Source organism: Microbacterium sp. VKM Ac-2870 (assembly GCF_015350795.1).
In the GTDB taxonomy this organism is placed as follows: Bacteria; Actinomycetota; Actinomycetes; order Actinomycetales; family Microbacteriaceae; genus Microbacterium.
This window is the reverse complement of the sequence record NZ_JADKSH010000005.1, coordinates 112,327-135,182: the sequence shown is the minus strand read 5'-3', so window position 1 is coordinate 135,182 and position 22,856 is coordinate 112,327. Positions and strand designations below refer to the sequence as shown.

The 22,856-nt window shown below is 70.0% G+C and carries 21 protein-coding genes, 1 tRNA gene and 1 other RNA gene; 16 read left to right on the top strand and 7 right to left on the bottom strand.

Features of this window, described 5'->3' with window-relative positions; translation table 11 throughout:
• Positions 1 to 206: 206 nt before the first annotated feature.
• From ITJ43_RS12710 to ITJ43_RS12700, 3 genes are all read left to right on the top strand, one after another.
• The gene (locus tag ITJ43_RS12710) at positions 207 to 1,544 is read left to right on the top strand and encodes an MFS transporter (RefSeq protein WP_194584217.1); all 1,338 of its coding nucleotides are present in this window, start codon (positions 207 to 209) and stop codon (positions 1,542 to 1,544) included.
• 63 nt (positions 1,545 to 1,607) lie between these two features.
• A complete protein-coding gene (locus tag ITJ43_RS12705) occupies positions 1,608 to 2,504 on the top strand; it encodes an SDR family oxidoreductase (RefSeq protein WP_194584216.1) in 897 nt (298 codons plus the stop codon).
• Positions 2,505 to 2,631: 127 nt separating this feature from the next.
• Positions 2,632 to 3,468, top strand: a complete 837-nt coding sequence (locus tag ITJ43_RS12700; RefSeq protein ID WP_194584215.1) for an SDR family NAD(P)-dependent oxidoreductase — start codon at positions 2,632 to 2,634, stop codon at positions 3,466 to 3,468.
• Between the two features lie 9 nt (positions 3,469 to 3,477).
• On the opposite strand, the gene ITJ43_RS12695 is transcribed toward ITJ43_RS12700, so the two are convergent.
• Positions 3,478 to 4,512 carry a lactonase family protein gene (locus ITJ43_RS12695; RefSeq protein ID WP_194584214.1) on the bottom strand — a complete coding sequence of 345 codons (1,035 nt, stop codon included), beginning with the start codon at positions 4,510 to 4,512 and terminating at the stop codon, positions 3,478 to 3,480.
• Positions 4,513 to 4,582: 70 nt separating this feature from the next.
• Between ITJ43_RS12695 and ITJ43_RS12690 the strand changes: the two genes are divergently transcribed.
• The 5 genes from ITJ43_RS12690 (at position 4,583) to ITJ43_RS12670 (ending at position 8,464) form a co-directional block, all read left to right on the top strand.
• A complete protein-coding gene (locus ITJ43_RS12690; RefSeq protein WP_194584213.1) occupies positions 4,583 to 5,230 on the top strand; it encodes an NAD(P)H-binding protein in 648 nt (215 codons plus the stop codon).
• Between the two features lie 29 nt (positions 5,231 to 5,259).
• Positions 5,260 to 5,442 (top strand): hypothetical protein, encoded by a 183-nt coding sequence (locus ITJ43_RS12685; RefSeq protein ID WP_194584212.1) that lies wholly within the window; start codon positions 5,260 to 5,262, stop codon positions 5,440 to 5,442.
• A gap of 88 nt (positions 5,443 to 5,530) precedes the next feature.
• Complete coding sequence (locus tag ITJ43_RS12680) at positions 5,531 to 6,085, top strand: NYN domain-containing protein (RefSeq protein WP_194584211.1); 555 nt, start codon at positions 5,531 to 5,533, stop codon at positions 6,083 to 6,085.
• 118 nt (positions 6,086 to 6,203) lie between these two features.
• A complete protein-coding gene (locus tag ITJ43_RS12675; RefSeq protein ID WP_194584210.1) occupies positions 6,204 to 6,773 on the top strand; it encodes a PadR family transcriptional regulator in 570 nt (189 codons plus the stop codon).
• Positions 6,773 to 8,464: an ABC1 kinase family protein gene (locus ITJ43_RS12670; RefSeq protein ID WP_194584209.1), complete on the top strand. Its 1,692-nt coding sequence runs from the start codon at positions 6,773 to 6,775 to the stop codon at positions 8,462 to 8,464. Before ITJ43_RS12675 ends, ITJ43_RS12670 begins: the two co-directional genes overlap by 1 nt.
• Here ITJ43_RS12670 and ITJ43_RS12665 read toward each other — a convergent pair.
• On the bottom strand, positions 8,461 to 9,372 hold the full coding sequence (locus ITJ43_RS12665; protein WP_194584208.1) for an ATP-grasp domain-containing protein: 912 nt from the start codon (positions 9,370 to 9,372) through the stop codon (positions 8,461 to 8,463). The two genes, ITJ43_RS12670 and ITJ43_RS12665, sit on opposite strands and share 4 nt — an antisense overlap.
• A gap of 97 nt (positions 9,373 to 9,469) precedes the next feature.
• Between ITJ43_RS12665 and ITJ43_RS12660 the strand changes: the two genes are divergently transcribed.
• Both ITJ43_RS12660 and ITJ43_RS12655 read left to right on the top strand, forming a co-directional pair.
• Positions 9,470 to 10,174, top strand: a complete 705-nt coding sequence (locus tag ITJ43_RS12660) for an NUDIX hydrolase (RefSeq protein WP_194584207.1) — start codon at positions 9,470 to 9,472, stop codon at positions 10,172 to 10,174.
• A 39-nt stretch (positions 10,175 to 10,213) separates the two neighbouring features.
• Positions 10,214 to 10,305 (top strand) — tRNA-Ser (locus ITJ43_RS12655).
• Between the two features lie 52 nt (positions 10,306 to 10,357).
• Here ITJ43_RS12655 and ITJ43_RS12650 read toward each other — a convergent pair.
• A complete protein-coding gene (locus ITJ43_RS12650) occupies positions 10,358 to 10,864 on the bottom strand; it encodes a GNAT family N-acetyltransferase (RefSeq protein ID WP_323741224.1) in 507 nt (168 codons plus the stop codon).
• Positions 10,861 to 11,208: an ArsR/SmtB family transcription factor gene (locus ITJ43_RS12645; RefSeq protein ID WP_194584206.1), complete on the bottom strand. Its 348-nt coding sequence runs from the start codon at positions 11,206 to 11,208 to the stop codon at positions 10,861 to 10,863. The genes ITJ43_RS12650 and ITJ43_RS12645 overlap by 4 nt, the downstream gene beginning before the upstream one ends.
• Positions 11,209 to 11,296: 88 nt before the next feature.
• Here ITJ43_RS12645 and ITJ43_RS12640 point away from each other — a divergent pair, with 88 nt between their 5' ends.
• From ITJ43_RS12640 to ITJ43_RS12630, 3 genes are all read left to right on the top strand, one after another.
• The gene (locus ITJ43_RS12640; protein WP_194584205.1) at positions 11,297 to 12,619 is read left to right on the top strand and encodes an NAD(P)-binding domain-containing protein; all 1,323 of its coding nucleotides are present in this window, start codon (positions 11,297 to 11,299) and stop codon (positions 12,617 to 12,619) included.
• An 18-nt stretch (positions 12,620 to 12,637) separates the two neighbouring features.
• Positions 12,638 to 13,042 carry an arsenate reductase ArsC gene (locus ITJ43_RS12635; RefSeq protein ID WP_194584204.1) on the top strand — a complete coding sequence of 135 codons (405 nt, stop codon included), beginning with the start codon at positions 12,638 to 12,640 and terminating at the stop codon, positions 13,040 to 13,042.
• A 226-nt stretch (positions 13,043 to 13,268) separates the two neighbouring features.
• Positions 13,269 to 14,678, top strand: a complete 1,410-nt coding sequence (locus ITJ43_RS12630; RefSeq protein ID WP_194584203.1) for a dicarboxylate/amino acid:cation symporter — start codon at positions 13,269 to 13,271, stop codon at positions 14,676 to 14,678.
• 14 nt (positions 14,679 to 14,692) lie between these two features.
• Here ITJ43_RS12630 and ITJ43_RS12625 read toward each other — a convergent pair whose 3' ends face one another.
• The 3 genes from ITJ43_RS12625 to ITJ43_RS12615 are packed head-to-tail and all read right to left on the bottom strand — an operon-like array spanning position 14,693 to position 19,219.
• Positions 14,693 to 16,975: a transglutaminase TgpA family protein gene (locus tag ITJ43_RS12625; protein WP_194584202.1), complete on the bottom strand. Its 2,283-nt coding sequence runs from the start codon at positions 16,973 to 16,975 to the stop codon at positions 14,693 to 14,695.
• On the bottom strand, positions 16,962 to 18,230 hold the full coding sequence (locus ITJ43_RS12620; RefSeq protein ID WP_194584201.1) for a DUF58 domain-containing protein: 1,269 nt from the start codon (positions 18,228 to 18,230) through the stop codon (positions 16,962 to 16,964). Before ITJ43_RS12620 ends, ITJ43_RS12625 begins: the two co-directional genes overlap by 14 nt.
• Positions 18,231 to 18,238: 8 nt before the next feature.
• Positions 18,239 to 19,219 carry an AAA family ATPase gene (locus tag ITJ43_RS12615; protein ID WP_194584200.1) on the bottom strand — a complete coding sequence of 327 codons (981 nt, stop codon included), beginning with the start codon at positions 19,217 to 19,219 and terminating at the stop codon, positions 18,239 to 18,241.
• 83 nt (positions 19,220 to 19,302) lie between these two features.
• On the opposite strand from ITJ43_RS12615, the gene ffs reads away from it, so the two are divergent.
• The 3 genes from ffs to ITJ43_RS12600 all read left to right on the top strand — a co-directional run bounded on the left by ffs (position 19,303) and on the right by ITJ43_RS12600 (position 22,856).
• Positions 19,303 to 19,399: signal recognition particle sRNA small type (ffs, locus tag ITJ43_RS12610), an RNA gene on the top strand.
• Between the two features lie 116 nt (positions 19,400 to 19,515).
• Complete coding sequence (pta, locus tag ITJ43_RS12605; RefSeq protein ID WP_194584199.1) at positions 19,516 to 21,669, top strand: phosphate acetyltransferase; 2,154 nt, start codon at positions 19,516 to 19,518, stop codon at positions 21,667 to 21,669.
• Entirely contained in the window at positions 21,666 to 22,856 is a 1,191-nt protein-coding gene (locus ITJ43_RS12600) for an acetate/propionate family kinase (protein WP_194584198.1), read from the top strand. Before pta ends, ITJ43_RS12600 begins: the two co-directional genes overlap by 4 nt.

Sequence of the window (22,856 nt, the reverse complement as noted above, 5' to 3'; positions counted from 1 at the left end):
CTCCGATTTTCGGGAGTGGTCAGACCACTAAGCCCTTCGTGTCCGGTACACTGAAGTGCTGTGTTCCCCTGATCGGGGTGCGCGAAGTGCATCTACCTGCTCCACCCAGCCACTCATCCGCGACGTTGCGGAAGGAGTACGGCCCCGGATCCGTTCGGAGGGCAAGGCGGCACGTGAATAACGAGCCGACGTCCCGGAGGAATCCCGTGCACCACCCCTCAGCTGCCCCTGAGAAGCAGAACCGCGCTGCGGCGCGGTCGCTGATCGCCCACACCGGATGGTCGTACTGGCCGATCGCGTTCGTGGCGCGCCTGCCGTTCGCGATGATGACCGTCGGTGTCTTGATGCTCGTCGCCCAGGCGCGCACCGTCGGCTTCGGCGGACTCACCTCCGCCGCTGTCGGAATCGGCGTCGTGATCGCCGGTCCGATCATGGGCGACCTGGTCGATCGTCACGGGCAGCGCCGGGTGCTGGTGCCGGTGGGACTCGCGAACGGCCTCCTGCTGGCTCTGTTTCCGCTCGTCGTCACGGAGGGGATGCCGGACGGTGTCGTGCTCGCCGCCGCACTGGCCATCGGCCTCACCGGTCCGCAGGCCGCGGCGATGTCGCGCAGCCGCCTGCTCGCGATCGTCGCCGCACGCATCTCGCCTGAGCGTCGCACCCGCACCACGGCGCGGCTGATGTCGTACGAGTCGGCCGCCGACGAGACCGCCTTCGTGATCGGCCCCTTCCTGGTGGGCATCTTCGCCGCACTCATCGCGCCGTGGGCGCCGATCGCCATCGCGGCGGCGTTGAGCTTCGGTTTCGTGCTGGCGTTCGCACTGCATCCGACCGCGCGCATGCTGCAGAGCCGTGCGGAGGCCGCGGCCGAGCGTGCCGCGTTCCGCGCTGTTCTGAGCGCACCGATGCTGGTGCTGGTCGCCGCGACCTTCGGTGTGGGCATGTTCTTCGGCTCGGCGCTGACCTCGCTGACTGCGTTCGCCCAAGCGGCCGGCAACGAGTCGCAGGCGGGACTGCTCTACGGCCTCATGGGCATCGGCTCCGCGGTGCTTGCCCTCGGCGTCGTACTGCTGCCCGCGCGATTCGCCTTCCGCCACCGCTGGCTTCTGTTCGCGGCGGTGCTCACCGCGGCATCCATCGGCTATGCAACCGCGGCCGACCTCGGCGCCGTCGCCGTATGGCTGCTGGTGATGGGGCTCGGGGTCGGCCCCACGCTGGTGACGCTGTTCTCGCTCGCGGGGGCGCGGGCGCCGCGCGGGCGCTCGGCCACCACGATGACACTGCTCAGTTCCGCTCTCACCCTCGCTCAGGCGCTGACGGCGGCGTTCACCGGCTGGCTCGCCGAACAGGTCTCGGTCGCCGCCGCGATGACCGTTCCCGCCGTGGCCGCCGCCGTTGTGTTCTCGCTCGGGGTGGTGAACGCGCTGATGGAGCGCCGCCGCGGGTTGCAGGCTGTCGTACCTCCCGTCGCCTCTCTTCCGCGGTCCGAAGGCGACGACACGCGACGGACGAACGTTCGCATCGGCGCTGCCCGCGCGAAGTAACACGCGGCGACGCGGGCTGTCAATCCGCCTGCGCGCATCCCGGAGTGGCCACAGACTCGCAGGATGACACGCGACCAGTACACCCTCACCGACCCGGCCGCCCTCTACTCCGACATCGAGCCGCAGCAGCAGCGGATGCCCGAACCCGGCCTCGACGCCGACCTCGACCCCCGCCCCGACCTCGGCGAAGACACCTACCGCGGCGCCGGCCGACTCGCCGGCCGCCACGCGCTGATCACCGGCGGCGACTCCGGCATAGGCGCCGCTACGGCGATCGCTTTCGCCCGCGAAGGTGCGCACGTGGCCCTGTCGTACCTGCCCGAAGAGGAGGAGGATGCGCAGCGCATCGCTGGTCTCATCCGGGATGCCGGGGTCACGGCCCTCACCTTTCCCGGGGATCTGAAGGACTCCGAGTACTGCCGAGAGCTCGTGCAGAAGACCGTCGATGGTCTCGGCGGGCTCGACATCGTCGTGAACAACGGCGGCAAGCAGGTGTTCAACGAAGATCTCGAAACCCTCAGTGACGACCAGTTCGACGCCACCTTCAAGACCAACGTCTACGCCATGTTCTGGATCACGAAGGCAGCCCTGCCGCACCTGGTCCCCGGCTCCACGATCATCAACACCACGTCCATCCAGGCGTACAAGCCGTCGGATGTGCTCGTCGACTACGCATCGACGAAGGCGACGATCAACGCGTTCACCAAGGCACTGGCCCAGCAGGTGGCACCGAAGGGCATCCGCGTCAACGCGGTCGCGCCCGGCCCGATCTGGACGGCGTTGCAGCCGACGGACGGTCAGCCGCCCGAGAAACTCGAGCACTTCGGCGAAGACACGCCGCTCGGGCGGATGGGTCAGCCGGCGGAGCTCGCCCCGGCCTATGTGTTCCTGGCTTCGGCGGAGTCGAGCTATGTCATCGGCGAGACGCTGAACGTCAACGGCGGCATCCCTTCGCCCTGACGCCCCCCTACCCCTGTCGGGTCGTGGTCTTGCAGAGGGGCGGCCCGACAGGTCCCTCGTGAAAGGGAGCGGGCGTAGACTCCCCGCGCGCACCGCAGCCCTCGCCGCTCGCCAACCCGGAGGAACCATGACAGACGACGTCGACGCCCGCACCATCGTGATCACCGGGGCCAGCAGCGGTATCGGCGCCGCTGCGGCGCGCCAGCTCGCCCTCGCCGGTCAGCGCGTGGTGATCGTGGGACGCGACCCGCAGCGCACGGAGGCGATCGCCGACGAGTTGGGCGCGCCGTTCCACCTGGCGGACTTCGCCGATCTCGCGCAGGTGCGGGCGCTCGCCGCAGACCTGCTCGCTGCGTACCCGCGCATCGATGTGCTCGCCAACAACGCCGGCGGTATCTTCGGTGAGCGCACCGTGACGGTCGACGGGTTCGAGGCGACGTTTCAGACGAACCATCTCGCCGCGTTCCTGCTGACCACCCTTCTGCGGGAGCGCCTTGTGGAAAGCGGGGCCTCGGTGGTGCAGACCTCGAGCGTCGCCGCCCGCCGCTTCTCACGGTTCGACATCGACGACCTCAACGCCGAGCGCCGCTACTCGTCGAGCAGCGCCTACGGTAACGCGAAGCTGGAGAACATCCTGTTCACGAAGGAACTCGTGCGCCGGTGGGGCGAAGATGGCATCGCGGCGGCTGCGTTCCACCCCGGCGCCATCGCCAGCAGCTTCGCGTCGAGCGCCAACGGCACGTGGCGTTTCGTCTACACGAACCCGGTGACGAGCCGGTTGCTCACCGCGGTCGAGGTCGGCGGTGCGCGCCTCGCCTGGCTCGCCCTCGGCAAACCCGGTCTGGACTGGCAGTCCGGCGGCTACTACGCCGCCAACCGCCTCGCGAAGACGTCTCCGCGCGCTGGGGACCCAGTGCTCGCCGCGCGGTTGTGGGAACGCAGCGCCGAGATGGTGGGTCTGTAGCCCGCAGCGTCAGTCGACGAAGCGCACCCAGTTCGCTCCGCGCCCGGTCTCTGCCTGCTGCAGCAGGCTCAGACGGGTGCCGTCGACCGCATACAGCGATACGGTCGTCGACTTCTCACCCGCCGCAACGAGGAAGCGGCCGTCGGCGCTGGTCGCGAAGCCGCGGGGCTGTTGCTCGGTCACGGTGACGCTCTCGGCATCCGCCACCGTGCCGTCGCCGGCGACGGGAACAGCCGCCAGGGTGCTTTCGGTGCGCTCCGACGCCCACAGCACGGCGCTGTCGGCGCCCCAGTGCAGATCGGCGCCCCAGATGTAGTGGTGGGCTAACGGATCGGCGCCGAACTCGCTGTGGCCGAGGTCCTTCGAGCGGTCGAAGGCGGATGCCGCGCCCACCAGCTCGAGCTCGCCGGTCTCGGTATCGCGCGCGTAGTGGAGAACCTCGCCGGAGAACTCCGTCATGACGTAGACGGCATCCTGTGCAGCGTTCAGGAGGAGGTGGCGCGGGCCGCTGCCGGCCGGAGCTGCGGCCGTCGGAGTCGCCAGGGGGGTGAGCGTCAGGTCAGCGCCGATCGCGTACTGCGCGACGAGATCGGCGCCCAGCGACACGAAGTAGGCGAAGCGGCCGTCGTCGCTGGTGCGCACCGAGTGCAGGTTGGGGTACGCGATCTTCGAGACCGGCGCCTCGACGGCGCCATCGACGACCGGGCTGATGATGCCGTACCCGCCTCCGTAGCTGGCACCGAGCAGCGCAGCGCCGCCCCGGGCGAGCCAGAGATAGTTCATGCCTCCGTCGGGCAGATCCCTGCGCGAGAGTTCGCCGAGTCGGCCGCTCTCGCGGTCGAGCGAGAGGGTCACGATGGCCGCGGGCTCGCCCTTGACCGCAGCGTAGACGAGGCCGCGCGGCGCGTCGACGGCGAACGTGGAGCACCCCGTCAGCCCGTCGGTCACGGCGATGCGTTCGAGCTCGCCATCCGCGAAACGGAAGGTCGAGAGCGAGCCGTCTGCAGCGTTGGCGACGAGGACGAGAGAGGCAGCGGTGGTCATGACTCCAGCGTAGGCGCGCCGCGTACGCTGGAGTCACGACCCCGACAACGGCGACGACCGGAGGACCGACATGGCACGCATCCTGCTTATCGGAGGACACGGAAAGGTCGCCCTGCTGCTCGAACCGCTGCTGGTCGCAGCCGGACACCACGTGACCGCCATCATCCGCAACGCCGCCCACGAGGCGGACATCGCGGCGACCGGCGCGGATCCCCTCGTCGCCGACGTGGAGCAGTTCGATCTCGACCAGCTCACCAACCTCGTGAGCGGCAACGATGTCGTCGTGTGGTCGGCAGGCGCGGGCGGTGGCGACGCGGCACGCACCTACGCCGTCGACCGCGACGCGGCAGTGCGCACGATCGATGCGGCGCGCGCAGCGGGCGTCGACCGCTTCGTCATGGTGTCGTACTTCGGTGCCGGCCCCGACCACGGCGTCGATCCCCACAACAGCTTCTTCGCATACGCCGAAGCGAAGGCCGCCGCCGACGAGCACCTGCGCGCGAGCGGTGTGGACTACACGATTGTGGCGCCATCGGCGCTCACTCTCGACGCGCCCACCGGACTGATCGACGTCGACCCCGACGCGGGCACGTCGGTTTCTCGGGCCGATGTTGCGGCCGTGATCGCCGCGGTGATCGACGAGCCGGCGACACGCGGCCGCACCATCGGTTTCAATGCCGGGTCGACTCCCATCGCCCAGGCGCTGCGGGGGCAGTGAGCGTCGACGGATCCCCCTACGCTGGAGGCATGACCAAGAGCACTGTGTGGACCGTCGTCGGTGTCATCGTCGCGATCGTGATCGCGTGGGTGCTCGTGAACATCATCTTCAGCGTGCTCGCCTTCGTCGGAAAGCTCGTCGTCGTGCTGGTGGTGGCGGTCATCGTCTTCTTCGTGCTGCGTCGCATCTTCGCGCGTTCGAGTCGAGACTGACGCCCGACGACCGGACGGCACGGCGCGCGCTGCTACGGTCGAGGAGCGCAGACCGCACGCGGTCGGCGCGGATGCCGAGGGAGGCACTGTGACGGACCGGACCAGCTGGATCCTCGTCGACGGCGAGAACATCGACGCCACACTCGGCGGGTCGATCCTCGGTCGTCGCCCGCAACCGGATGAGCGGCCGCGGTGGGACCGGCTGCGGGGCTTTCTCGAGGAGCGCTGGCAGCAGCCGGTGCGCGGTCTCTTCTTCCTGAACGCCTCGACGCATCTGCCGATGCCGTTCGTCCAGGCGCTGCTTGCCCTCGGCTACACGCCGGTGCCGCTGTCGGGACGGGCGGAGGCGAAGGTCGTCGACCTCGCCATCCAGCGGACGCTCCGGGCGCTGCGTGAGCGTGACGGCGATGTCGTGCTCGTCAGCCACGACCGCGACTTCGTCGACGACCTGGCGGTGCTCGTCGGCGACGAGCGACGCGTCGGCGTGATCGGCTTCCACGAGTTTCGCAGCAGCGAGTTCGCGGCCATCCCCGGCCTCGAGTTCTTCGACCTCGAGTACGACGTGCACGCCTTCGACGCGGTCCTGCCGCGCGTGCGCGTCATCCCGATCGAGGAGTTCGACCCGCTGCAGTTCCTCGGCTGACCTCGGCTGACCTCGGCGGAATCCGGCCCGTCACCGGCATCCGATTCACGGCCCAGTCACAGATGAACGATATATCGTTCACTATCGCCGAAGCGTCGGCGCGACATCGGGAGGCATCATGAACGGTTCATTCGCAGGTTCAGGATTCGGGCGCGGCTTCGGTTCGGGCCCCTTCGCCGCAGGCCCCGGAGGCATGTGGGACGCAATGGAGAATCTCCGTGCGTCGTTCGAGCAGCGCACGACGCCCCGGATGGGTCGCGGCGACGTGCGCGCCGCCGTCCTCGCGCTGCTCGCCGAGCAGCCCATGCACGGCTATCAGATCATCCAGGAGATCGAGCAGCGCAGCGGCGGCGCCTGGAAGCCGAGCGCCGGCTCGGTGTACCCGACGCTGCAGATGCTGGCCGACGAAGGCCTCATCTCCGCGCAGGAGGCGAACGGTCGCAAGACCTACGCACTGACGGATGCCGGGCGCACCGAGGTCGACACCGACGGCGATCGCCCCGCCCCGTGGGAGACGCCCGGTCAGCGTGACGGCGGACGCATGAGCGCGGTGCCGAAGGCGGGCTTCGAGCTCGCGCAGGCGGTGGCGCAGGTCGGCCGCACCGGCACCCCGGAGCAGGTGCAGCAGACCGTCGACATCCTCGACGACGCGCGCCGTCGCATCTACGCCCTTCTCGCACAGCACTGATGGCAGTGCCCTCCGGCTCGCGCGCACGCTACCGGCGCATCCTCCGCTTCGCGGCGCTGTCGCTGGCCCAGACGTGGTGGTACGACCTGTTCCTTCCTCGCGTCGGGCTGAGGGGGGTGGCGGAGCGCACCCGCAGTGCACGGATGCAGCGCATCGCCCGCCGCTTCCATGCGCTCGCCGTTGATCTGGGCGGACTCATGATCAAGGTCGGACAGTTCATGTCGTCGCGGCTGGATGTGCTGCCGCCGGAGATCACGAAGGAGTTGGAGGGCCTGCAAGACGAGGTTCCGCCGGTGCCGTTCGCCGAGATCCGCGCGGCCGCGGAGGCGCAGCTCGGGATGCCCCTCGAGCGTGCGTACGACTGGTTCGACGAGACCCCGGTGGCCGCGGCATCCCTGGGTCAGGCTCACCGCGCGCGGCTAACGCCTGCCGATGCGACACTCTCGGGTTTCGGCGCCGTGGTCGTGAAGGTCCAGCGCCCCGGAATCGATGAGATCGTCGACGTCGACCTCGCGGCCCTCCGCCGTGTCGCGGGGTGGTTGAGCCACGTGCGCCTGGTGTCCGACCGCGTCGATGCGCCCGCGCTGGCGGAGGAGTTCGCGGCGACCTCGCGCGAGGAGATCGACTACCTCCACGAAGCCCAGAACGCCGAACGCTTCGCCGACGAGGCCGCCGGCAATCCGGCGATCGCGGTGCCTCAGGTCGTGTGGGAGCGTTCGACGCGCAAAGTGCTGACCCTCGAAGACGTGACCGCGATCAAGATCTCCGACGTCGCCGCCCTGCGCGCGGCGGGAATCGATCCGTCGGAGGTCGCTCACGCGTTCGCGACCACGATGTTCACGCAGCTGTTTCGGACGGGGTTCTTCCACGCCGATCCCCATCCCGGCAATGTCTTCGTGACACCCCGCCCGGCGTCGGCGGATGCCGCGGCGCCCCCGTGGACGCTCACCTTCATCGACTTCGGCATGATGGGCACCGTCGATGCCCGCCTGCGTGCCGGGCTTCGCACGGTGCTGCTGGCCGTCACGGCGCGCGACAGCAAGCGCCTCGTGCAGGGCATCCTGGACGTCGGTGCGCTGTTGCCGGGTGCCGACACCCGCGACCTCGAACGGGCCTACGCGACGCTCTTCGCCCGGTTCGGAGGCATGGGCTTCGCCCAGTTGCGGGAGGTCGACCCGCGCGAGTTCCGCGACTTCGCGGAAGAGTTCGGCGACGTCGTGCGCACGCTGCCCTTCCAGCTGCCCGAGAACTTCCTGCTGATCGTGCGGGCCATGTCCCTCACGTCGGGCGTGTGCAGCACGCTCGATGCCGAGTTCAACATCTGGGAGAGCATCGAGCCGTTCGCCGGTCAGGTGCTCCGCGACGAGGGCGGCAACCTCGTCAAAGACGTGGTCGGACAGATCAGCGCCGTCGCCTCGACGGCGTGGCGACTGCCGCAGCGCCTCGACGCACTGATCACCGGGTTCGAGGAGGGCACGGTCTCGGTCGACATGTCGCGGTTGGAGCGCCGGCTCGACCGACTGGAGCGCGTCGCGACGAGGGGGCTGTCTGCGGTGGTCTTCGGCATCCTGCTGATCGGCGGCATCCTGCTGCGCGCCACGGACGAGGTCTTCGGAGTCGTGCTGATGGCGGCATCCGTCGTGCCGTTAGTGACGACGCTCTTCCCGATGACGGGCCGCCGACGCCGCTAGGGCGCGTCGGGCCCGGCAGCGGCGCGCAGCAGAGCGTCGACGACGGCGTCGATGGCGTAAGGGGCGACGTGCAGGTTGAGCGCGGGCTCGACCAGTTCCACTTCGAGCAACACGAGGCCGTACGCGCGTGAGCGCACGGTGTCGACGCGGGCGTACAGGGGGAGCGCACCCCCGGTGATGCTCTGCACCGCGCGGACGACCTCGGTCGCGAAGGCGACCTCGTCGTCGTGAGCGGGCACCTGTTCGGGATGCTCCTCGTAGACGCCGCCGATCAGTCCGCCGCCGACCTCCAGCAGGGCTCCCTTGGAGATGGCGTGGGTGAAGACGCCGTCGATCAGGTAGAGCGCCTTCTCCCACCCGCGCGACAGCTCGGGCACCTCGGGCTGGATCATCGCCGTGCCGCCGCCGTCGATGATCCGCTCGGCGAGGGCGAGCGCCCGGGGGTCGGCCCCGTCGAACAGCCCCGTGTCGCGCGCGCCGGCCGACACGGCGGGCTTGACCACCACCCGCGGGTGGGCCGTGAGGGCGTCGCGTGCCTCAGCGCTCGATGTCGCGTACGCGGTCGGAACCACGCGGATGCCGACACGCTCGAGGTCGGCCAGGTAGTGCTTGTCGAGGTTCCAGCGCATCGTCGCGGGGGCGTTGACGACGCGCGTCGCGGCGGCGGCGCGGTCGAGCCACGCCTGGAACTCGACCGGGCGCTCCGGATAGTCCCAGGGGGAGCGGATCGCCAGCAGGTCGAAGGACGCGAGATCGACGCCGTTGTCGTGCCAGACCACGGCCTCGGCTGCTGCCCCACGCCGACGCAGCGCGTCGAGCAGGATCGGGGTGTCGTGGTCGGGATCTTCGTCGGAGTAGGCGGCGGCATCCGTGACGACGATGCCGATCCGCGGCGCAGGCGGGGTCACGAGAATCCACCCTACTGAGCGGCATCGCCTTGACCGAGCCGCGGCCGCGCGCCAGGCTGGCGACCCCGCAGCGGTCGGCACGTCGTAGCCTGAACGGGTGTCCTCCGACCCCGCCGCCCGCGCTGCCAGCGCGCGCACCGAGCTGACCGCCCTGGCCCGCGATGGCGGGGAGTGGGGCGTGCAGCTGCGAGAGCTGCCGGTCGGCACCTCCGCGCGGGCGGCCGCCGTGCTGATCCTGTTCGGCGTGCTCGATGCCCAGCCGAGCGCGCATGACGCGCAGGATGCCGCCGTCTCGCGAGACCTCGATGTGCTCCTGTTGGAGCGGGCGTCGACGTTGCGGGCGCACCCCGGACAGGTCGCCTTCCCCGGCGGGCGCCTCGACCCCGGGGATGCCGGGCCCATCGCCGCCGCCCTCCGTGAGGCGGAGGAGGAGACCGGGCTCGATCCCGCCGGTGTCGACGTGCTGGGCGCCTTGCCGCCCGTGCCCCTGGAGTTCTCCGGCCACCTGGTCACCCCCGTGTTGGGGTGGTGGCGGCATCCGTCTCCCGTGCGCGTCGTCGACGATGCCGAATCCGCCGCGGTGTTCCGGGCGCCGGTCGCCGACCTGCTCGATCCGCGAAACCGCGGGGTGACGGTCATCGAGCGTGACGGCCGCGAGTGGCGCGGGCCCGCGTTCGAGGTGCAGGGTCACCTCGTGTGGGGATTCACCGCGATGGTGCTCGACGCGCTGTTCGATCGTCTCGGCTGGACCGAGCCGTGGGACCTCGGCGCCGCCACCAGGCGCATCACGCTCCCCGACTGACGGTCAGCTCGTCACACGGCGGCTGATAGGATTGTCGGCGGAAGTGTGTCCGAGCGGCCTAAGGAGCATGGCTGGAATCCATGTAGGCGGGGTAACTCGCCTCGCAGGTTCAAATCCTGTCACTTCCGCCACAGAGAGCCCCGTCCAAACGAGAGTTTGGGCGGGGTTCTCGCGTCACGGCGCTCAGTCGGGGCGACGCCGTTCGACCAGGATCGTGTCGCGCCACTGACCCGCCCACGGTCCGTAGGTCATCAGCGCGATGCGCTCCCGGCGACCGACGCGGCGGAACTCCGCCCGCTCGTGAAGGGCGAGGCTCGCGTGGTTCTCTGGGAAGATGCTCGACTGCACGGTCCACGCTCCGGCGGCATCCATCGCCTTGACGAACGCGGTCAGCAGCGCCCGTCCCACACCGCCGCCGCGAACTCGAGCGGCGACGTACACAGAGTGTTCGACGACGCCGCGGTACACCGTGCGGGTCGACACCGGGGATGCCGCGACCCAGCCCGTGACGGCGCCGTCAGCGTCGACGGCGACCAACCGACCGGCGCTCAGTCTTCCGGCGTCGAAGGCCGCCCAGGCGGGCGGCTCCGCCTCGAAGCTGGCGTTGCCCGTGGCAAGCCCTTCGCGATAGATCGCCTCGACCTCCGGCCAGTCCCCGGGCCGCATCGGGCGGATGTCGACCACGCTCACGGGCGGAGAGCGCTGGCGGCCTGGTCGAGGGCGTCGGTGACGACCCGGAAGTAGGCCCAGCGGCCGCGCTGCTCACGCGTGGCGAGCCCGGCATCCACGAGAAGTTTCATGTGGTGAGAGACGGTCGGCTGCGACAAACCGACCGGCTCGGTGAGGTCGCAGATGCAGGCTTCACCGCCCTGCGATGCCGCGATCAGCGACAGCAGGCGCACCCGCGTAGGGTCGCCGAGCGCCTTGAAGGTGCGGGCGATCGTGTCCGCTTCCGCCGCCGTCAGTGCTTTGCCGGTCGCGGTCGAGCAGCACTCGTCGGAGGTGGTCGGCAGGAGGGGCAGCAGCGTCGGCATCCTTCGATTGTGCACCTCGTATTGACATCTGTCGATGGATGGCGGAATCATTACCCATCGACAAGCATCGATATGAAGGAGGGGTCCGGTGGATGACACGCTGCCCGTCGTCGTGATCGGCGCCGGTCCCCAGGGGCTCGCCGCCGCCGCACACCTGATCGAACGCCGGATGCCGGTCCTCGTGCTCGAAGCGGGAGACACGCCCGCCGCCGCGGTTTCCGAGTGGGGGCACGTGCGCCTGTTCTCGGACTGGTCCGAAATCGTCGATGCCGCCGGTGCTCGGCTCCTGGAGAAGACCGGGTGGACGGCGCCGTCGACCGGCTATCCCACCGGCGCGCAGTGGATCGGCCGCTACCTCGCGCCACTGGCCGAAGAACTCGGCGACCGTGTTCGCTTTGGCGCACGCGTCGTCGGCGTCTCCCGCTTGGGGCGCGATCGCCTCGTCGATGCCGGTCGCGGCGACCAGCCCTTCACCGTGCACGTCCAGCCGACCGGGGGTGACGAGTACCGCTTCACGGCACGCGCCGTCATCGACGCCTCGGGCACCTGGGGCTTACCCAACCCCGCCGGTGCGGACGGCCTGCCCGCCCTCGGCGAGCGCGCGGCGGCCGACCGGCTCACCTACCGCATCCCCGATTTTCGAGACCGCTCGGGGTTCGAGGGCAGGCACACCGTCGTCGTCGGCTCCGGGCATTCCGCCATCACCGCGGTGTTGGCGCTGGCGCGGATGGCGCGTCGGGACTCCGCGACGACGGTGACCTGGGCGCTGCGCCGTGCGACCGCGGGAACCGCCTTCAGGGGTGGTGAGGCAGACGAGCTGCCCGCGCGCGGAGCCCTCGGCATCCGCGCGAAGGAGTTCGTGGAGGCCGGACTGGTATCGCTCGCGTCGGGGTTCCGTGTGGAACGTGTCGCGGCGGACGGCGACGGGGTCGTCCTCGTGGCGGAGGATGGCCGTCACCTCGCCGCCGACCGGGTCGTCGTCCTCACCGGTTTCCGCCCCGACCTGTCGTTCCTGTCGGAGCTGCGCCTGCAGCTCGACCCGACGCTGCAGGCTCCCGTCCGCATCGCCGCCGAGGTGGATCCCAACGTGCACTCGTGCGGCTCGGTCGCCGCCACCGGCGCCGCCGACCTCGCCCACCCCGAGCCGGGCTTCTACATCGTCGGCGCGAAATCGTACGGCCGCGCGCCGACCTTCCTCGCGCTGACCGGGTACGAGCAGGTGCGCAGCGTCGTCGCCGAGGTGGCGGGCGACCACGAGGCCGCCCGGCGCGTCGAGCTGGTCCTGCCCGACACCGGCGTGTGCGGCGGCGCCGGGCTCTTCGACGCGTCCGGCGCCTCCCTGGGCGGCGCCTGCTGCGCACCGCCCACACCGCTCATCTCGCTCAGCCCGAGCATCTCCACCCGCGCCTGAACCCGAACGAGGAATGCCATGACCGACTCGACCAAGCCCGCCGTCCTCTTCGTGTGCGTGCACAACGCCGGGCGCTCGCAGATGGCCGCCGGCTACCTGCGCGCGCTCGCCGGCGACCGCATCGACGTGTTCTCCGCCGGAAGCGAACCCGGCGACCGGATCAACCCCGCCGCGGTCGCCGTCATGGCCGAGGAGGGGATCGACCTCGCCGGCGCGACGCCGCAGATCCTCACGACGGATGCCGTGCGTCAGGCCGACGTCGTCATCACGATGGGCTGCGGGGACGCGTGCCCGATCTTCCCCGGCAAGCGCTACGAGGACTGGCAGCTCGTCGACCCGGCCGGTCAGCCCGTCGACGTCGTGCGCGAGGTGCGCGACGACATCAAGGCTCGTGTGCAGCAGCTCATCGACAGCCTCAGCTGAGAGGTGGTGGGAGCGTCCGGTCGCTCGGCGCTCATCTCCTTTTCGACGATGTGTGCATTCGCGGGAATGCGACGCGGCGGCTCCCCGTTGGTTCCATCCGGCGGGGTGTCACATCCCGTCATCGTGTTTCGCGTCCACCGTCACCACGACGTAACGTCGCCGCGACGCACCGTCGCCACCGGCCGCCACCGCGGCCGCCGCCGATATCAGGAGATTCACCTTTCTTATGAGTTCCACCCGCACCACCGTGCCCGCCGCGCGTCAGCCCAAGCCGAAGAAGCCGTTCTACCGGTCGTTCGGTTTCCAGATCACGGTTGCGCTCGTCGCCGGCATCCTGCTCGGCGTGCTCGCGCTGAACCTCGGCCCGGATGCCGCAGGCAACCCCAACGGGCTCGCTGCGACGCTGTCGACCATCGGCAACGCGTACGTCACGCTCCTGAAGGCCGCCGTCGTGCCGCTGATCTTCCTCGCGGTCGTCGCCAGCATCACCCAGCTGCGCAACGTGACCAACGCCGCGCGCCTGGCGGGTCAGACCCTGCTGTGGTTCGGCATCACTGCGCTGATCGCGGTGACGATCGGCATGGTGCTGGGCGTCACGATCCAGCCCGGCAACCGGGTCGCCCACGACCAGCTGACGACCGCCGAGCCCTACACGGTCGGCACGTGGTGGAACTTCCTCAAGGGACTCATCCCGCAGAACTTCCTGGGCCTCACCGTCTCCAGCTCGGCGAGCGATTCGGGCTCCATCACCTCGACAGTCGGCTTCAACGTGCTCCAGGTCATCGTCATCTCGGTGGCGGTCGGCATCGCAGCCCTCAAGGTCGGCAAGCGCGCCGAGCCGTTCGTCTCGTTCACCCAGTCGTCGCTGAAGATCGTCCAGCGCGTGCTGTGGTGGATCATCCGCATCGCCCCCATCGGCACGCTCGGCCTCATCGCCTCTGCCGTCGTGCAGTACGGCACCGACAAGCTCCTCACGCTCGTGTGGTTCGTCGTGGCTGTCTACGCCGGCCTCGTTCTCGTGCTCTTCGTGGTGTACCCGATCCTCATCAAGAGCCACGGCCTGTCGATCAAGCAGTACTTCTCCGGCGTCTGGCCCGCCGTGCAGCTCGGCTTCGTGTCGCGCTCGTCGATCGGCACCCTTCCGCTGACCCAGCGCGTCACCGAGCGCAACCTCGGCGTGCCCCGCGAATACGCGTCGTTCGCGGTTCCGCTGGGGGCGACGACGAAGATGGACGGCTGCGCCGCCATCTACCCGGCCATCGCCGCGATCTTCGTGGCGCAGTTCTTCGGCGTCGAGCTGAACTTCGTGTCGTTCCTGCTCATCGCTCTGGTGTCGGTCGTGGGCTCGGCGGCCACCGCGGGCACGACGGGCGCGACGGTCATGCTGACCCTCACGCTGTCCACCCTGGGTCTGCCGCTCGAGGGCGTCGGACTGCTGCTCGCGATCGACCCGATCCTCGACATGGGCCGCACCGCGGTCAACGTCGCGGGCCAGGCGCTGGTGCCCACGATCGTCGCCAAGCGCGAGGGCATCCTCGACACGGAGCTGTACAACGCACCGCGTGACGGCGAGCCGTTCGCGGACGACTCGGCCGACGACGTCGACGACCAGGCTCCGGCGCTGTCGCGCAGCTGACCGCCGCGGCCTGCTCAGCCCGTGGCGTCGCGGTCGGCGAAGGCGGAGCCCGGGCGGATGATCAGCGAACGCGGCAGGGCGATCACGCGGGCGCGTGCCGCCGGCGCCAGTGCGGCCAGCATCGCGGTACGGATGGCAACGGCATCCTGCACCGCCCGCACACCGACGGACTCACCGCCGGCCGCCTCCGGGGCGTCCGCGGCTGCGTAGTTCGCCCGCTCGACCGCCCACACCAGGCGCGCGACCGCATCCTGGGGTGCGCCCGCCGTGCCGGCGAGTACCGCCCCGAACGCGCGCGGAGTCTGCGACGGTGACACCGCCACCCCGTCATCGATCGCGGCATCCTGCACCAGGCGCCACGCGGCGGCGACCGTGCCCCGGCGACGCAGCACCCCACGCCGGGCGGCGGCCAGCGCGCCCGGCAGCAGGGCGAGGATGATGACGCCTGCGAGGATGCCGAGGAACGGACGCAGATCGATGAAGGCGGGTCCGGAGGCTGCGGCATCCGTGGCCGAGCGGTCGGCCGGGTCGGCGGCATTCTGGCTGGGGGCGGCGCTCGGCGCGGCGCTGGGCGTGTTGCTCGGGGCGGAGGTAGGCAGCCCCGATTCGGTAGCCGCGCCGCTCTGGAACCGCGTCGCCGTTCCCAAGCTCTTCGTGGGCTCGAACGACACCCAGCCGATCCCGCGGAAGTACACCTCGGGCCACGCGTGCAACTGGCTGCCGCTGACATCCACCACGCGCTGACCGTCGACGACCTGGCCCGTGAAGGTTCCGGGAAGGAAGCCCACGACGATGCGGGTCGGCATGCCCAGGCTTCGCGCCATCAGCGCGAACGCGCCCGCGAAGTGCACGCAGTACCCGGTCTTCGCCTGGAGGAACGCGGCCACGGCGTCCGAACCCTGGCCGTCGAAGCCGTCCTCGACGGGAGCGGTGAGCGAGTACGTGAACTCGGGCCCGCGGAACCAGTCCTGCAGGGCGATGAGGCGGTCGTAGTCGTTCGTGGCCCCGGCGGTGACCTGACGGGCGAGCTCACCGATGATGGGCGGGGTGTCGGCGGGAACAGAATCCACGTCGATGCGCAGGCCCGCACCGCCCGCCGACGACGCGCGGATCTGCTCGAGCGTCGGCGCGACGACATCCGCCACCACGTCGTACTGCTGGCCCTGTGTCGATCCCTGCGACGCCACGACGGTGCGGTTGTAGGGCGAGAACTGCCACCCGCCGGAAAGGCCGTCGATCTCGGTGGCCGCGTACGGCACCGGGGCGTAGGCGGTGGTGAGGTTCTTCACCGTGATCGACGTGCGTTCCTGGCGGACCGCGACGGCGGGGGAAACGTCGTCCGTCACGTCAACGCCCGCAAACGGAGCCGCTGTCAGATCCACGGTGCTCGTGCGGTCGGGTTGCCACACGGAGCCGTCGAAGACCGACAACGTCGCGACGCGCAGGTACGGGACGGCCGTGCCGTCGCCGCGCAGGGTGAGGACGGTCGCGTTGCTCTGTCGGCGAAGGTCGGCGCCGAGGTCGAGCGACGGATCGATCATCGTCGTCGTGCCGGTACCGGCGACCGGCGTCGCCGCCTGCAGCGCCGGCCCGATCGCGAGCGCGGTGACGATCGCCACCGCTCCGATCGTCACGGCCACCGCCGACACGCCCCCCGACCGGCCTCGCGTCGCCCGTCCTTCGCGTGTGCGCGTCTCGGCGCGGATCAGCACCAGCAGCGCGGCCGCCAGCAGCACGAAGGCCACGACATCGACGCCCGCCGGTACCGCGATGGCCGGAATCAGCCACACCGCCACGAGAGCGACGCTCGCCAGCAGCGGCATCCGCGCCGTGACGACGACATGATCGAGCGCGACCGTGAGCAGACCCAGCGACGCGACGATCACGAAGAGCAGGGGAGTGGAGGGCGGCAGCGGTGCGGAGCCTTCGGCGATGGTGGTGGATGCCGCGGCGATCGTCGCCGGAAGCTCTCCGAGCACCGAGCCGGTCGGGATGACTCCCAGCAGCGCGTTGCCCGGGAAGAACACCGCCGTCACGGCGCCCGCCCACACGGCCAGCTCGATCAGGGTGACCGCGGTCGTCGGTATCGGCAGTCGACGGAGGCCGTAGCCGACGGTCAGCAGGACCAACGTGAGCACCACCGCGCCCCAGAGCCACGGACCGCTCTGCACGACGCGCGCCAGCGGGATCAGTGTGCTGAGGATCGCGATCCACAGCGCGAGCACCAGCCGCACCTCGCCGTGTCCGCGCGGCGCGCGGCGGCGTCTCGTTCTCGGGGTGCCCTCACGCGATGACACGGTGGTCTCCTCGACGGTTCGCGTCGATGGCGTCCGACCAGGCGGCTGCGAGGTCGGCCGTCTCCGTCAGAGCCGACACCCGCCACCCGTCGCCACCGGCCCGAGCCAGGGCGCCTGGGGTGCCCGCCACGCTCAGCAGCACCGGCAGGGTGCTGTGATGGGGCAGGGGCGCGAGTATCGCGGCATCCGCCTCATTGATCGCGCCGGTCACGACGATGACCGGCCCCGCCGACACCCCCGTGAACAGCCGAACGAGCCCCTCCAGCGGGAGGTCGCGGCGGGCCATCACCGTGGCCAGGGCGATGGCCAGCTGCTCGACGCCGCCGCTGTCACCCGCTTCGATGGGATCGGAGAGCACCGCCCCATCGGCGTCGATCACCGTCACGGCGTAGCCCTCACGCACGAGCAACGCCGCGGCCGAGACACACGCGGACACCGCCACCTCGAACCCGGGCTCCGAGCCCGGCGCGCGAACGGCCGCGACGGGCCAGCGCTGGGCGCTGCGGTCGAAGACGACGACCGCTTCGGGCGTGGTCTCCTGCTCTTCCTGGCGCACCATGAGCTCATCGCGGTGCGCGCTCGCGCGCCAATGGATGCGTCTCATCGAGTCGCCCGGTGCATACGTGCGCGGGATGAGATTGTCGGCTCCCTGTCCCAGCCGGTCGACGACACTGCGGGTGCTGCCGCCGGCGTCGCCGGGCAGCTCCGTCAGGGCCGCGAGCTCGACGATCTCCGGCACGATCACGAGCGCTGAGCTGTCTCCGATGGTGCGCCGCCGACGCGTGAAGCCGAACGGGTCGGTCGACACGATCGACAGCGGCCCCACCCGGCGGATGCCGCGACGCGCGGCGCGTGCGACGTACGTCAGCTCGACCGTCGCTCCGCCGCCCACGGCAGAGCCCATCGCGGGAAACACGCCGCTCGGTTCGCCTCCGTCTTCGGGACCGGGCACCACGCCGTCGGCCAGCTGATCGCGCCAACGCCCCTCGCCGGAGGGAAGCGAGGAGCGCGTCTGCACCTGCAGTCGCACGTGCACCTCCGTGCCGACCGCGGCCACGTCCGGCGCGAACGAGCGCGTCACGCGGCCGGTGCGCGGCACAAGATAGAGCGTGGCCGCGCTGGCGGCGACGGCGATGACCAGGAGTGCACCGACATAGGCCAGTTCGGGGATGCCGAAGCGCTGGGACAGCACACCGCAGACGGCGGCCAGCAGCACCGCGCCGGTGCCGCGCGCGGTGAGAGGCCAAGCCGACATGTGCAGCCTCAGCGGGTGGCGAGCGGAACCCGCACCGACCCGATGATGGCGCGCAAGACGCCACCGATCGTGTCGGCGGACGAACGACCGCGGGCCGACGCCGTGCCGCGCGCGGCGATCAGACGGTGGGCGAAGACGGGTTCGACGAGTGCGGCGACGTCATCGGGAATGACGAACTCGCGCCCGTCGAGCGCGGCGCGCACCTTCGCCGCACGCACGAGCTGGAGCGTCGCACGAGGACTGGCGCCCAGACGAAGGTCGCCGTGCTCGCGGGTGGCTCGGGCGAGCCCGACCGCGTACTCCTCGACGGCGGGTGAGACGTGCACGCCGCGCGCCCACGCGATCAATGCGCGGACGTCGGCGGCGCCCAGAACGGGGGAGAGGCTGTCCAGCGGGTTGACGGTCTCCCGCTGGCGCAGCATCAGCGCTTCACTCGCGGCATCCGGATAGCCCATCGAGATGCGCATCATGAAGCGGTCGCGCTGAGCCTCGGGCAGCGCGTATGTGCCCTCCATCTCGAGCGGGTTCTGCGTCGCGACGACGAGGAACGGTTCGGCCAGGCGGTGGCTCGTGCCATCCACCGTCACCTGCCGTTCCTCCATCGCCTCGAGGAGGGCTGACTGTGTCTTGGGCGATGCCCGGTTGATTTCGTCGGCGATCACGATCTGGGCGAAGATCGCCCCCGCCTTGAACTCGAACTCGCGATCGACCGGGTTGTAGACACTCACTCCCGTGACGTCGCCGGGCAGCAGGTCGGGCGTGAACTGGATGCGGCGCACGCTCGCATCGACGGATGCCGCGAGGGCCCGCGCCAGCATGGTCTTGCCGACGCCGGGGACGTCCTCGATGAGGAGATGACCTTCGGCCAGGAGACAGACGAGCGCGGCGCGCACGGCGTCGGGCTTGCCGTCGATCACGCGCGTGACGGAGGCTTCGACCGCCTCGGCGGCTCGGGCGAACGAATCGGCGGTGAGCGGGTGGTCGGGCATGCGTCTCCCTGTCTCAGCGGCGGTGCTTGCTCGATGCTAACCCGCTCTGGCGAGCCCCGGGTCCGTCGTCGGGTAAACTGGCACACAGCTCTCCGCGAGGCGGCACCCAGGCCAACTCCCCCAGGACGGAAACGTAGCAAGGGTAACCGGGCTCTGCCGGGTTCGCGGAGAGTCTTTCTTTTGCCCGGGAGCATCGACGACAGGCGTTCAGAGGCAGAGGGTTTTCAGGGGAAGCGGAAGGTTTTCTCCGGCAGATCCCCCACGGGGGCATCGGGTGCCAACATAGGCTGGATCGTGTGGCACAGAGCATCTATATCACCTCCACCGAGGGCCTGTCCGGCAAGTCGACGATCGTCCTCGGAGTGCTCGACGCACTGACTCGTTCGACCCCCCGCGTGGGCGTCTTCCGAGCGATCGCGCGATCGACCGATGAGCGCGACTACGTGCTCGAGATGTTGCTCGGGCACATCGGCGTCGACCTCGACTACGAAGAGTCGGTCGGCGTCACGTACGACGATGTGCGCCGCGACCCGGATGCCGCTCTGTCGCGCATCGTCGAGAGGTTCAAGGCCGTCGAGGCGAAGTGCGACGCCGTGGTCGTCGTCGGCAGCGACTTCACCGATGTGGGGTCGACCAGCGAACTTGGTTACAACGCGCGTATCGCCGCCAACCTGGGTGCTCCGGTGCTCGTCGTCCTCAACGGTCGCGGCCATGAGGGCGACCGCCTGGGGGTCAGCGAAGCGCGCACGCCGCAGCAGCTCGCCCAGCTCACCGAGCTCGCGCTGACCGACATCACCCATCAGCGCGCGGAACTGTTCGCGGTGATCACGAACCGCGCCGACCCCGACCGACTCGACGAGATCAACCGCGCGATCGGTGCCGTCGTGCGGGATGTGCCCGCCGTCGACGGCAACCGCGAGGCGGCGGTCGCCGTGTGGTCGATCCCCGAAGACCTCTTGCTCGTCGCTCCCGCCGTGCGCGACATCATGCTCACTCTCGGCGGTGCGCTGCTGCGTGGTGACGAGGCCCTGCTGACGCGCGAGGTGTTCGACGTCGTGATCGCGGGCATGTCGCTGAACAACATCCTCCCGAGACTCACCGAGGGCGCGGTCGTGATCGTTCCCGCCGACCGCACCGAAGTGCTCCTCGGTCTGCTGCTGGCCAACTCGTCGGGCACGTTCCCCTCGATCGCGGGCATCATCCTCAACGGGCCTTTCCCGCTGCCGCCGGCGGTGCAGGACCTCATGGTGGGTCTCGACTCGCCCCTGCCCATCATCCAGACCGATCTCGACACGTACGACACCGCGGTGCGGGTGATGGGAACGCGCGGCCGGCTCGCCGCCGGATCGCAGCGCCGCTTCGACACGGCGCTCGCCCTGTTCGAGCAGAACGTCGACACCGACGAGTTCACCCGGGCGCTCGGTCTCGCGCACTCCACCGTCGTCACGCCGCTCATGTTCGAGTACCAGCTGCTGGAGCGGGCACGCACCGAGCGTAAGCGCATCGTGCTGCCCGAGGGCGGCGACGACCGAGTGCTCAAGGCGGCAGCGACGGTGCTCGCCCGCGGCATCGCCGACCTCACGATCCTCGGCGACGAAGCCGAGGTGCGCGGTCGCGCGGTCGAGCTCGGACTCGACCTCGCAGCGGCGCAGGTGCTCAGCCCCTTCGATCCCGAGATCGTCCACCGGTTCGCCGAGGAGTACGCCGAGCTGCGCAAGCACAAGGGCATCACCTACGAGAAAGCCGCCGACACGATCACCGATGTCTCGTACTTCGGAACGATGATGGTGCACCTCGGACTCGCCGACGGCATGGTCTCCGGTGCGGCCCACACCACGGCCCACACGATCCGCCCGGCATTCGAGATCATCAAGACCCGTCCCGGAGTCTCCGTCGTCTCGAGCGTCTTCCTCATGGCGCTCGCCGACCGGGTGCTCGTCTACGGCGACTGTGCGGTCATTCCCGACCCGTCCGCGACGCAGCTGTCCGACATCGCGATCTCGTCCGCCGCCACGGCGCGCCAGTTCGGCATCGACCCGCGCATCGCGATGCTGTCGTACTCGACCGGTGAGTCCGGTTCGGGCGAGGATGTCGACAAGGTGCGCCAGGCGACGGCATTCGTGCGCGAGCGTGCACCTCAGCTGCTGGTCGAAGGCCCCATCCAGTACGACGCGGCGGCCGACGCGGCCGTGGCACGGGCCAAGATGCCCGACTCGGATGTCGCGGGACGCGCCACGGTGTTCGTCTTCCCCGATCTGAACACCGGCAACAACACCTATAAGGCGGTGCAGCGCTCCGCCGGCGCGGTCGCGATGGGGCCGGTCCTCCAGGGGCTCAACAAGCCGATCAACGACCTCTCCCGAGGCGCGCTTGTCGAAGACATCGTCAACACCATCGCGATCACCGCGATCCAGGCACAGGATCCTCAGCAGCAAGGAATGAACGCATGACCGTCGTCCTCGTCATCAACAGCGGCTCCTCGTCGTTCAAATACCAGCTCGTCGACGTCGAGTCGCAGACCGCGCTGGCGTCAGGCCTCGTCGAACGGATCGGTCAGCCGCTCGGTTTCGCTCGACACAAGGCCGGGGATGCCGACTTCTCGCGCGAACTGCCCATCCCCGACCACACCGCTGGCTTCCAGGTGATGCTCGACGCGTTCGAGGAGTACGGTCCGTCGCTGCAGGAAGAGGCACCGACCGCGGTCGGTCACCGCGTCGTGCAGGGCGGCGCGCGCTTCTTCCGCCCGACGCTCATCGACGACCTCGTCGAGATCAACATCGACGAGCTCTCGGTGCTCGCCCCGCTGCACAACCCCGGTGCGGTGCAGGGTGTGCGCGCGGCGCGCGCGGCCTTTCCCGACCTGCCGCATGTGGCGGTTTTCGACACGGCATTCCACCAGACCCTCCCACCGGCGGCCTACACGTACGCCATCGATCAGACCATCGCCCGCAAGCACCGCATCCGCCGCTACGGCTTCCACGGCACCAGCCACAAGTTTGTGAGCGAGGCGGCGGCCGAGTATGTCGGCCGTCCGCTGCGCGAGATCAAGCAGCTCGTGCTGCACCTCGGCAACGGCGCATCGATCACCGCGATCGACGGCGGCCACTCGGTCGATACCTCCATGGGTCTCACGCCGCTGGAAGGTCTCGTGATGGGCACGCGCTCGGGCGACCTCGACCCGTCGGTGCTGCTGGTGCTCGCTCGCCGCGAGGAGATGAGCCCGGGGGATCTCGACGACTTCCTCAACAAGCACAGCGGCATGGTCGGCCTCGCCGGTGTTTCCGACATGCGCGACATCGAAGACCGTCGCGCCGAGGGCGCCGGGGCGGCCATGCTCGCCTTCGACGTGTACATCCACCGCCTCCGCGCCTACATCGGTGCCTACATCGCCCAGCTGGGCGGGGTGGATGTCATCTCGTTCACCGCGGGCGTAGGGGAGAACTCGCCTCTCGTGCGCGCGGAGGCGATGGCGACGCTCGGCTTCCTCGGCATCCACATCGATCCCGCGCGCAACGAGCCGCGCGAGCGCGGCATCCGCAGGATCTCCACCGATGACTCGGCGGTCACCGTGCTGGTGGTCCCCACGAACGAAGAGCTCGAGATCGCTCGGCAGACCCTGGCCGTCGTCGGCGAATGA